At 61.2% G+C, this 11,134-nt stretch carries 7 protein-coding genes and 1 CRISPR repeat array; of the genes, 6 read left to right on the top strand and 1 reads right to left on the bottom strand.

The genetic code is table 11. The features are described from left to right. Nucleotides 1–16: 16 nt before the first annotated feature. Nucleotides 17–350: direct repeats of the CRISPR family, unit length 29 nt; unit sequence GTGCTCCCCCCGCACGGGGGGCTGAACCG. A 74-nt stretch (nucleotides 351–424) separates the two neighbouring features. The 3 genes from hutU to GX444_06645 all read left to right on the top strand — a co-directional run bounded on the left by hutU (nucleotide 425) and on the right by GX444_06645 (nucleotide 5,615). Next, nucleotides 425–2,122, top strand: coding sequence for a urocanate hydratase (gene hutU, locus GX444_06655; protein NLH48269.1), 1,698 nt, complete (start codon nucleotides 425–427; stop codon nucleotides 2,120–2,122). 224 nt (nucleotides 2,123–2,346) lie between these two features. Next, the gene (locus GX444_06650) at nucleotides 2,347–4,926 is read left to right on the top strand and encodes a hypothetical protein (GenBank protein ID NLH48268.1); all 2,580 of its coding nucleotides are present in this window, start codon (nucleotides 2,347–2,349) and stop codon (nucleotides 4,924–4,926) included. A gap of 71 nt (nucleotides 4,927–4,997) precedes the next feature. Beyond that, nucleotides 4,998–5,615, top strand: a complete 618-nt coding sequence (locus tag GX444_06645; GenBank protein ID NLH48267.1) for an SRPBCC family protein — start codon at nucleotides 4,998–5,000, stop codon at nucleotides 5,613–5,615. Here GX444_06645 and GX444_06640 read toward each other — a convergent pair. Continuing rightward, entirely contained in the window at nucleotides 5,536–7,761 is a 2,226-nt protein-coding gene (locus GX444_06640) for a hypothetical protein (GenBank protein NLH48266.1), read from the bottom strand. The two genes, GX444_06645 and GX444_06640, sit on opposite strands and share 80 nt — an antisense overlap. A 306-nt stretch (nucleotides 7,762–8,067) precedes the next feature. Here GX444_06640 and pseG point away from each other — a divergent pair, with 306 nt between their 5' ends. From pseG to pseI, 3 genes are read left to right on the top strand one after another with little or no spacing between them, the layout of a single operon-like run. Next, a complete protein-coding gene (gene pseG, locus GX444_06635; GenBank protein ID NLH48265.1) occupies nucleotides 8,068–9,111 on the top strand; it encodes a UDP-2,4-diacetamido-2,4,6-trideoxy-beta-L-altropyranose hydrolase in 1,044 nt (347 codons plus the stop codon). Nucleotides 9,112–9,123: 12 nt separating this feature from the next. Further along, nucleotides 9,124–9,900: a formyl transferase gene (locus GX444_06630; GenBank protein NLH48264.1), complete on the top strand. Its 777-nt coding sequence runs from the start codon at nucleotides 9,124–9,126 to the stop codon at nucleotides 9,898–9,900. Next, entirely contained in the window at nucleotides 9,893–10,948 is a 1,056-nt protein-coding gene (gene pseI / locus GX444_06625) for a pseudaminic acid synthase (GenBank protein NLH48263.1), read from the top strand. Before GX444_06630 ends, pseI begins: the two co-directional genes overlap by 8 nt. Nucleotides 10,949–11,134 lie beyond the last annotated feature (186 nt).

Genomic DNA, 11,134 nt, shown 5'->3' with positions numbered 1-11,134 from the left:
TCTTAAGTTCAGAGTAGTGCTCCCCCCGCACGGGGGGCTGAACCGAATCCAGACTAGAGACAATGATTCAATCGAGCGTGCTCCCCCCGCACGGGGGGCTGAACCGATGCCGAGAGTGATCCAACTTCCACCGGTCGCGTGCTCCCCCCGCACGGGGGGCTGAACCGCTGGACCGAAATTCAACACATGCCGCTGGAAAGTGCTCCCCCCGCACGGGGGGCTGAACCGTTTGGCAGTTCGTTTGTATCGGACGGCCTTGGGTGCTCCCCCCGCACGGGGGGCTGAACCGTGACCTGGACAACCTCATCCTCGATTTTCAAAGTGCTCCCCCCGCACGGGGGAACAAATTCATTCCTCATCGGAATTCGCAATTCGGAAACCCTGCAAGGGAATATGGTTTGACCCCTTCCTTTCGAAGGCTAAAATGACGGGATCGGGAACTGTTTCACGGAGGCTGGAAATGCCGCGCATCATCGATCCTCGGCCGGGAATCCCCGCGCCGACGGGAACCGAATTGCACTGCCGTGGCTGGCAGCAGGAGGCCGCGCTGCGCATGCTGATGAACAACCTCGACGCGCGCGTGGCGGAGAATCCGGCGGAACTGATCGTGTACGGCGGCCGCGGCAAGGCGGCGCGCAACCTGCCGGCCTATCACGCGATCGTCCGCGCGCTGCAGGAACTCGACAACGACGAAACGCTGCTCGTGCAAAGCGGCAAACCGGTCGGCGTGCTGCGCACCCACGCCGACGCGCCGCGCGTGCTGATCGCCAACAGCAACCTGGTCGGCAAGTGGGCGACGTGGGAGGTCTTCAACGAACTCGAGCGCCGGGGCCTGATCATGTACGGCCAGATGACCGCCGGCTCGTGGATCTACATCGGCACCCAGGGCATCGTGCAGGGTACCTACGAAACCTTCGTCGCCGCCGCGAAAACGCACTTCCACGGCGATTTGCGGGGCCGCTTGCTGGTCAGCGCCGGTCTCGGGGGCATGGGCGGGGCGCAACCGCTCGCCGCGACGATGGCCGGGGCGGCGGCGCTCTTCGCCGAGGTCGATCCCGAGCGCATCCGCCGCCGGTTGGAAACCAAGTACCTCGACGTCTGGGCGCCGGACCTGGAGACGGGTCTGCGGCAGGCGCTGGCCGCCAAGGAAAAGGGCATGGCGCTTTCGGTGGCCGTCGAGATCAACGCGGCTGACCTGCTCGACGAACTCTTGCGCCGCGGCATCGCGGTGGACCTCTTGACCGACCAGACCAGCGCGCACGACATGGTGCACGGCTACGTGCCGGCCGGCCTGACCCTCGCCGAGGCGCTCAACCTGCGCCGCGCGGACCCTGCGGCCTACGAAAAAGCCGCGCGCTCCACCTGCGCCCGCCACGTCCGAGCCATGCTGGCCTTGATGGGCCGCGGCGCGGTGACCTTCGACTACGGCAACAACATCCGCACGGTCGCGCACGAGGAAGGCGTGGCCGACGCCTACGCCTTTCCGGGTTTCGTGCCGGCCTACATCCGTCCGCTCTTCTGCGAGGGCAAGGGCCCGTTCCGCTGGTGCGCCCTCTCCGGCGATCCGGCCGACATCGCCGCCACCGACGAGGCCCTGACGGAACTGTTTCCGCGTGATGAGATGCTGCGCAACTGGTTGGCGCTGGCGAAGGAAAAAATCGCTTTCCAGGGCCTGCCCTGCCGCATCTGCTGGCTGGGTTACGGCGACCGCGCGCTGGCCGGATTGAAATTCAACGAATTGGTGCGCACCGGCCGCGTCAAGGCGCCGCTCGTCATCGGCCGCGACCACCTCGACTGCGGCAGCGTCGCCAGCCCCTACCGCGAAACCGAGGCCATGAAGGACGGCTCCGACGCGATCGCCGACTGGCCCCTGCTCAACCTGATGGCCAACGCCGCCAACGGCGCCACCTGGGTCAGCTTCCACCACGGCGGCGGCGTGGGCATCGGCTACAGTCTGCATGCGGGCATGGTCATCGTCTGCGACGGCAGCGAGGCGGCCGACCGGCGGCTCCGGCGCGTGCTGGACGGCGATCCGGGCATCGGCGTCATGCGTCACGTCGACGCCGGCTACGAACTGGCCGCACAAGTCGCGCGGGACAAAGGGATCAAAATCCCCCGCTGATTTTTCGTCCGGCGTCCGGATGTAAGGAGCCGGGCACCGCGCCGCCAATTCAATGCGAGGAAAATCGAGCGGAATTGGCGGCGACCGCTGAATTTTCCTCATCCCTTTTCAATAAAAAACTGAAAATACCTGCTTTTTAGCCGTTCCGGACGCCCTTTCCGTTGGCATGTTTTTTGCAGTATACTTAAGATGATTTTTCACCGAAGCACTTTTTCGAGGAATCAATGAAAAAATTTCCCCAAACGTTGCTTCCCGTTTTTCTTGCCTGCTTTTCCTTGTTTTTCCTCTTGGCGTTGATCGGCTGCGACAGCGACACAAATGACGATGCCACCGATGACGAAAACGACGACTCGGGTCCAGATCAGGTGCAAGACGACGACCAGTCAGGCGACGATGACGACAACGATAACGATAACGACGATGATAATAATGACACGGCGGACGATGACGACGACGATGATGACAACGACGACAACGATGACAACGACGACAATGACGACAATGACAACAACGACGACAACGACGACAATGATGACAACGACGACAATGACGACAACGATGACAATGACGACAACGATGACAATGACGACAACGACACCATTTCATTGGATGACGATTTAACGCTCCCCGAGCAAGAAAACGCGGTCATTCTCGGCGGCATCACCGGGGCGGACGGGACATCGACCGTCATCGACTCCAAAGGTGTGATTTACATTGCCGCGATAAAAAATCCCGATTTTCTGGTTCTCTATCGAAATACCGAAACCGTGGACTGGGACATCCAATACCTTGACCAAGGCTGCGCCAGTCCGCGAATGGTCATCGATGCCGACGATGTTTTGCATCTGGCTTATTACGATGCCGCCAATCAGCGGCTGAAATACGCCCGGCAAAGCGGCGCCGGATGGGAGTACGAAATCGTCGACGATACCGGCGACGTCGGACGCTTTGCCGCCCTTGCGGTAGCGGCCGACGGCAACGTCCACATCAGCTATTACGATGCCACCAATCAAGATCTGAAATATGCCGTCCGTACCGGCAAATCCTGGACGACCGCGACCGTCGATACCGAAGGAAATGTGGGCGCCTACACCTCCATCGCGGCGGATCCCGACGGCGCGGCGCACATCGCGTACGTCGATCAGACCAACCGCGATTTGCGTTATGCCACCAACGCCGGCGGCGATTGGCAGACGACCACCTTGGACGATTCGGGCGACATCTACTATTTCACTTCGCTGCTGACTGACGTGGACGGTTGGGTCCATCTGACCTATTACCGGTCCGGGGATTGGTGCTATGAAGTGTCGTGCGGCCGGCTCATGTATTTGACCGACACCGGCGGCGAGTGGCGGTCGCAAACGGTCGTCGAGGGCTATCTCCTCGAATCGGCGGACAAGACCGGCACGAGTTACGAATGGCATCCGTACGGCCCATACCATTCCCTGACGATCGATGCCGACGGCCGGCTTCACGTGGCAATCAACGGCGCCTACGGCTATGCGGACGATTATGACTATATCACCTACAACAAACTCTTTTACGGCTATTTGGACGACGACGACTGGTCCGTCGGCATGATCGCCCGCTGGAGTATTTCGGGATATCACAATTCCATCGCCGTCGCTCCCGACGGCTCTCCCTTTGTAACCTCCTACAACCCCATTTCTCACAGCCTGGACACCACCAATGTGGACACGAACGATCGCTATCCGGTCGAGAGTTGGGATATCGTCACCGCCGATTACGCCCTCGACCGTTTCGGTTACGGCCATGCCAGTCAGACCGGCTTGGGCGCCCGGGACAACAATTTAAGCGCTTTCAGCTATTTGAAGTATGCCACGAACGATTCGGGCCGTTGGCGAGCCGAAACCCTGCTCCAGGATCCGCCCGCACTTCAGACCAGTCGGTCGGGAGATCAGATGATCGCGTTGTCCGGCGAGTCCTATCTCTCGCTGGAAGGCAACGGGTTGGCCATCAAAGGTGATAATCAACCGGGCATCTGTTTTTATTACGAGCGTTCCGATTGGTACGAAACCAACCTCATTGAAAAAGTGGCGGGCTCCTGGGCCATCAGAACCGTCACCGACAGCGGTTATCTGGGCACCGGCTGCTCGCTGGCTTACGATGCGCAAGACGTGACTCACCTGGCGATGGCCGATAACACCATCGACATCTTACAACACTTCTATTCCACTCCCACCGGCTCGGATTGGATACAAGAGACCTTGACCTCGGGAACCAATTACGGTCGGTTGAATCTCGTGGTGGACGCGGAGGGCAACAGTCATCTGCTTTTCGCCAGTGACGGATCCTTGCACTACGCGACCAATCGCACCGGCGAATGGCGGATCGAAACCGTTTCCGACTCCTTTTCCTCGCTGAGCAGAAACGCCGGGCTGGCCGTCGATACCGCCGGCCAGGCGCATGTCGCCTTTTTTTCCAGTATGCAGGAAGGCGTTTTTTACGCCACCAATCGCTCCGGCGCCTGGAAATCCAGCCAGGTCGGAACGGTTTACACGCACAATGTGACGACCGCCATCACCGTGGACGAAAACGATGCGGTCCACCTCGCTTTCAATTATGGTCTGGTCACGGATGATCAGGCTTATTACGTCACCAATGCCGGCGGTCCCTGGCGGCGCTACCGAGTGGAACGCGTCGCGCCCAACGCCGGTTGGCCCATCAACCAACCCGTGGCCATCGCCATCGATGCGACTAAACAAGTACACCTGATCATCGACGACGGTTCCGCCATCTGGGAGGTCGTGTTTACGGTTCCCGATCCGCCGCCGACGCCGTAAACAGGCGGCCGGCCCGTTACGGTCACTTACGGGTGATAGCGAAATCGGCCCGCTTGTGCTATCAGCGAAAAATGAAAAGATTGCTGTTGGCCGTCGTCTTCTGCCTCGTGCCGTGCCTTTTGCCCGCCGTTTCCCGGGGCGCCGTCGATCCGGCCGGATTGAAGCCCTACCGGCTGGAAATCGACATCGCCGCACCCCCGGAATTTTTGTATCCCTACCTGATCGAAGAGGAAAAAATCAGCCGCTGGCAGCAGGACTCGTCGGTCGACGTCACCTTTCCCACCGGACGAGAACCCCGGATCGGCAAGCAGATTCGCGTGGCCGTGCGCGCGCCGAGCGATCCATGGATTCTGATGGAAATCGTCAAGCTCGATCCCGGCCGGGAAATCCGCACGGAGTTCATCGGCGGCATGCTGGCCGGGGATTTCGCCTATCGGCTGACCCCCGACGGCCGGGGCGGGACGCATTTCGTCCATGAAATGCGCATCAAGCCGGTCGGCGGGCTGGTCACCGTTTTGTGGGAAGTGCTCGGCAAACACCTACACCGACACAAAATGAAGACCTTCCTGGCCCGCATCAAGGAAATCGTCGAGGCGGACTGGCAAAGCCTCAGCGCGCGACCGGCACAAACCAGTCCGGCAGATCGTCCGGCGCAAACGCCACGTGCCATACCCGCTTCGTCCCGGTGAAGACCAGATGCATCCATCCCGCGGGGTCATATTTCAAGCCGGCCGGCGAATCGACGCTCCAGGGCAGATCCAGATCATAAATCGCCCATGAACCGTCGCGATTGGTCGCGTACCGGATCACGCTGGTATGATAAAAGACGGCGTCGTGCCCGGTCTCATCCAAAGCCAGATAGTTCGCGGCATAAACGGGGTCCGGATCGATCGACTCGATCTTCCAGGTGTCGCCGTCCCGGATCGCCAGTTGCAGTCCGTCGGCATCGTCGAAAACGAGGTGCAGCCGGTCCTGCGAATCGATCGCCAGGCTGAAACCTGGCGAGGCGGAGATGTTCTGGTCGGTCAAGGTTTCGATCGACCAGCCATCCTCACCCCGGACCGCGTACTTCAATTCCGTTTGGCAACAATAGATCAGGTGGGGGTGGAACGTGGAATCGACCTTCAAATCGAGATGCCGCTTCGTGCCGTAATAGATGCTGTTATAGGTACAGGTGTCGACGATCTCCGGCGTGAACAGCTCATGGTTCGCCTGCGTGTAATAAATGTCGTTGCCGAAATCGTCGTTGTAATTGTTGAAGGCCAGATGAATCGTCCCCGCGGCGTCCATTGCCATTTGATCGGCGTAACCGAACCGGCCGAGGTAATCGCTTTCGACCGCGAGATAGGTGCTGGCCAGAACCTGCGCCGAGCCGTCCGGCGGCGCATAGATCATATCCGCGCTGTTGGTTGTGGTATCCGGGAACCCGTGGAATCCTTCGTTAAACGAATAACCTCCGTAGTGATAGGCGAAAAACGCCGCGTCGTCCCCGTCGAGAACTAACGCGTTGCTGTATCCCGGGCCGTCGACGTAGTAGTAATAAAGGTAAGTATCCGTCCAAATCTGGCAGAACCCTTCGTCATAGGTCTCCGAGACCCATTCGTCGTTCCCCCGCGTGATGTAATAGAGGTTGGGATAGAAACATTCGTGCCAGAGATAGCGATCCTGCTTTTGAAACGAGAATTGCGGCCGGCCGTCGCCGTCGATCGCCAGCCCCAGCGGCCCGGTCGGCAGGTATTCGCTGTCGCCGTCGATCCATTCCAGACCCGTGGCGATGGTATCGTCGTCGGTGTCCGGCGGAGCGGCCGCGGCTGTCGGCCGATAGGCGCGGAAGTTATCGTAATTGCCAATGCCGTAATGGCTCGCCCAATCGTGAATGGTGAAGCCGACCAGCCAGCCGGCGCCGCCGACCGCCCACGGCTCGTTCAGGCAGCTCGTCGCCTGGCCGTCGATCCACAGCGAAGCCTGATGCGCGCTCATGTCGAAGGCGACCGTCATTTTGTGCCATTCGTCGATCGGGAACCGGCCGCACCGGCTCCAATCCGCCGGTGAGTTCGCCCGCGCGAGAAACACGTCGACCCGGTTGCCGGTCGAGGTGATCCGGTAGGACCATTCGTTGTATAGGTTGACGCCGTTTTGCCGCTCGAAAAACAATCGGCTCGTGCGATTCGTCTCGAAATTGACGTCGAGGTCCAGGTTGAAGCTGGTCTGGAAAGGCGAGGGATTGATCCAGCGGACGACGCCCGTCGCCATGCCGGCGTAAGGATTCGTGTCTTCGCTGCCACCGCGCAACTGCAACACATTGCCGTGGTCGCCGCCCGCGGCAACGACGTACAGGTAATGCCCGCCGTAATAATTGACGGTCCAGGGGCTTCCCGGTACTTCGCCGGGCGTATCGCTTTCGAAATCGTAGACCCATAAGTCGCCGGTCGAGTCGTCGTTGTCGTCATTGTCGTCGTTGTCATCATTGTCGTCGTTGTCATCGTTGTCATCGTTGTCGTCGTTGTCATCGTTGTCATCGTTGTCGTCGTTGTCGTCATTGTCGTCGTTGTCGTCATTGTCGTCGTTGTCATCATTGTCGTCATTGTCGTCGTTATCGTCGTTGTCATCATTATCGTCATTGTCGTCATCATCGTCGTCGTCATCTATGTCGTCGTTGTCGTTATCATTGTCGTCGTTGTCATCATCGCCGGGAGAAGAATCGTTGTCGTCGTTGTCGTCATCGGCCTGAGAATCCTCATCATCGGATGAGGAGCTCTCGTCATTCGACTGACAAGCGCCGATCAGGCAAAGTATCAGGCAGCAGAAAAGGCAGGACAAAACTGGCCGTTGCATGGGTTACCCCTCCACCGGCCTGCGACAAGAATGAAAACCTCGGCTATTTCCCGCGATAGCCGTCCATTCCGAAAAAGGCGTTCGATCGAAAGAAACGAGTTTTATTCGTGGATGAATGATTCCCGGTTGCCGTTGGATATTTTATTGGGTTTGTCGAGCGATTTCAAGAAAAAATTATTGCCCCATGAAAATGACGGTTGCAGGCGAAGCCTTATCGGACGGCGACCGAAGGAAAATCATTCGACACCCACCCGGAAACGGATTATTCTGGAAACCATCAGACAAACCAATCGACCGACGGAAATCATGGCCGGGAAAAGACCGATCCTTTTTCGTTGCAACGCCTCGCCGGTGATGGGCCTGGGCCATTTCGTGCGTTCGCTGGCATTGGCCGAGGAATTTCTGGCGCGCGGCGTGCCGGTCGATTTCGTCTCGCGGTTTCACGGCCTGGAATGGCCGGCCGAACAATTGCGGCAACGGCGGATTCCCCGGCACGAGCCGAAAACGGACGACGCCGCCTGGCTCGTCGACTACGCCCGACGCCGGAAAGCGGCGGCCGTGGTGGTGGATTGGTACCTGCCCGACGCGGACTATTTCGCGCAACTGGCCGGGCACGGTTTCGTCGTCGCGGCGCTGGATGATCAGGCCGCCCGCCCGCTGCCGGTGGATGTTTTGATCAACCAGAATTTCGGCGCCGAGGAACTGACCTACCGCACGCGGCCCGACACGACGCGGCTCTTGGGCCGGGAATACGCGCTGATCCGCCGCAACGTGTTGCAACTGCGCGACCAGGCGCGCCAACGCCGTTTTGCGACGCGGGCCACGAAGGTGCTGGTGACGATCGGCGGCACCGATCCCAAGGGTTTGACCCAATTGGTGCTCGACGGCTTGATCGCCGGCGGCCAGGCGCTGGAAATCCACGCCATCCTACCCAACCGCGAACAATACCACGCGATAGGCGCGATGCGCCCGGCGCCCAACCAGCGGCTCGTCGCCCTGCGCCCCGTCGACAACATGGCCGAGCATTTTCTCTGGTGCGACCTGGCGGTCAGCGGCGCGGGCTCGACCTGCTGGGAACTGGCGCACCTGGCGACGCCGATGGCGCTTTTGCAAGTGGCGGACAACCAGGCGATCATCTATCGCCGGCTGACGGAAGTGGGCGCCGCCGTGGGCCTGGGCCTGGGCGACGAGGTCGAGCCGGCCAAACTGACCCCGGTGCTGGAAGATCTGCTCGGCAATCGGCTGTGGCGCTCGGGGCTGAGCGTCAAGGCCGCCGATCTGGTCGACGGCCTGGGCAGCCGGCGTGTCGCCGACGCCATTCTGGAACGGGCCGCGGCGGCCGCGGAATAAACGGGAAGCACTATGCGCCTTTTGTTTTTCGGCAACAACTATTCCGGCTGGCAGGCGCTTTCCTGGCTGGTCGCCGAGGGCGTCGAGGTGGTCGGCGTCGTCGTCCATCCGGAGGAACGGGCGCGCTACCGCGTGGAAATTCTGGAGGCGGCGGATTTGCCCCCTGAATGCGTTTTCGACGGTTCGCGGCTGCGCGATCCGGCGGTCCGGGCGGCGCTCGCGGAGTTGCGGGCCGACGCCGCGCTGTCGGTGTACTTCGGCTACCTACTGCCACCGGAGCTGCTCGACCTCTTGCCGCGCGGCGCGATCAATCTGCATCCGGCCTTACTGCCGTACAATCGCGGTGCCAACCCGAACGTCTGGAGCCTCGTCGATCAAACGCCCGCCGGCGTGACCCTGCACTACCTCGACGCCGGTGTCGATACCGGCGACATCATCGCCCAGGACGCCGTGCCGATCGCGCCGACCGACACCGGCGAAACGCTGTACCGCAAACTGGAACAGGCCGGCCTGGACTTGCTGCGGCGGGTCTGGCCGCTCTTCGAATCCGGCCGGGCGCCGCGCCGGCCGCAACCGGCGGGCGGCAGCGTCCACCGCTTGCATGACCTGGACCGGCTCGACGAAATCGATCCCGACGCGACGGTGCGCGCCGGCGATCTGCTCAACCTGTTGCGCGCCCGTACCTTTCCGCCCTATCGGGGCGCCTACCTGCGGGCCGGCGGCGAAAAAATCTATCTGCGGCTCCAACTGCTGACCGAGAAGGAGTTCGAGGATGGCTCCGATGGCTGATACCTTCGCGATCAACGGGCGGCCGATCGGTCCCGGCTTTCCGACCTACATCGTCGCCGAAATGTCCGGCAATCACGGCCACGATTTCGCCGTCGCCGAACGGCTGCTGCACGCCGCCAAGGAAGCCGGCGCCGACGCGATCAAATTGCAGACCTACACGCCCGACACGATGACCATCGACAGCGACGCCGAGTCCTTCCGCATTCACGGCACGGCCTGGGACGGCCGCACGCTGTACGACCTCTACGGCGAGGCGAGCACGCCGTGGGAGTGGCACCAGCCGCTCAAGGAAGTCGCCGACCGCCTCGACCTCGATTTCTTTTCGACGCCGTTCGATGAAACCGCCGTCGATTTTCTCTCCGGCCTGAACGTCCCGGCCTTCAAGATCGCCTCGTTCGAACTGGTCGATCTGCCGCTGCTGCGGCGCATCGCCGCGACCGGCCGGCCGATCATCCTTTCCACCGGAATGGCATCACTGGCCGAAATCGAGGAAGCGGTCGCGACCATCCGGCAGGCGGGCGGCGAGCGGCTCGTGCTGCTCAAGTGCACCAGCGAGTACCCGGCGCCGGCCGAAAACATGCACCTGCGCACCCTGGTCGATCTGCAGGCGCGCTTCGATCTGCCGGTCGGCCTTTCCGACCACACACTCGACGTGGCCATTCCGGCGGCGGCGGTGGCGCTGGGCGCCTGCGTGATCGAAAAGCATTTCATCCTGTCGCGCTCGCAGGGCGGGCCGGACGCGGGCTTTTCGCTCGAGCCGTACGAATTCCGACGGATGGTGGAAGCGGTGCGGACGATCGAAAAAGCGCTCGGCGGCGTATGTTACGGCGTCAAGGGCGGCGAGGCGAAGAGCCTGGTGTTTCGCCGGTCGCTGTTCGTCGTGGCCGACATGAAGGCGGGCGAGGTGTTTTCGCCGACGAACCTGCGCGTCATCCGCCCGGGTTACGGGCTGCACCCGCGCTATCTCGAAACCGTGCTCGGCAAGCAGGCGGCCCGCGACATCCCGCGCGGCACGCCGCTTTCCTGGGAAATGATCGAGGGGGCCTGATCCTCCGCGCCCCGGCCAGAGCGGATTCTGCCGGCGACTTCCCCTCGTCTGTTTATACTTAGGCAATATGTCCCCTCAACTGTGCAGCAAAAATGTCCCCTTGGTTACGTAGAGTTCGGAGCCGAGGCCTGATAGACCCACGTCCAGTTGGTTGTTCCCTTTCGATTTTCCGTTTTGCATCGGGCT

The organism is Myxococcales bacterium (assembly GCA_012517325.1).
Lineage (GTDB): Bacteria > Lernaellota > Lernaellaia > Lernaellales > Lernaellaceae > JAAYVF01.
The sequence above is the reverse complement of the archived record's forward strand: the minus strand, read 5'-3'. Positions and strand labels throughout refer to the sequence as shown.

What these genes read in the sequence shown, in the direction of transcription:
- GX444_06630 (NLH48264.1), top strand. Translation starts at nt 9,124, where the DNA reads ATGCGCCTTTTGTTTTTCGGCAACAACTATTCCGGCTGGCAGGCGCTT.
- pseG (NLH48265.1), top strand. Translation starts at nt 8,068, where the DNA reads ATGGCCGGGAAAAGACCGATCCTTTTTCGTTGCAACGCCTCGCCGGTG.
- GX444_06650 (NLH48268.1), top strand. Translation starts at nt 2,347, where the DNA reads ATGAAAAAATTTCCCCAAACGTTGCTTCCCGTTTTTCTTGCCTGCTTT.
- hutU (NLH48269.1), top strand. Translation starts at nt 425, where the DNA reads ATGACGGGATCGGGAACTGTTTCACGGAGGCTGGAAATGCCGCGCATC.
- GX444_06640 (NLH48266.1), bottom strand. Translation starts at nt 7,761, where the DNA reads ATGCAACGGCCAGTTTTGTCCTGCCTTTTCTGCTGCCTGATACTTTGC.
- pseI (NLH48263.1), top strand. Translation starts at nt 9,893, where the DNA reads ATGGCTGATACCTTCGCGATCAACGGGCGGCCGATCGGTCCCGGCTTT.
- GX444_06645 (NLH48267.1), top strand. Translation starts at nt 4,998, where the DNA reads ATGAAAAGATTGCTGTTGGCCGTCGTCTTCTGCCTCGTGCCGTGCCTT.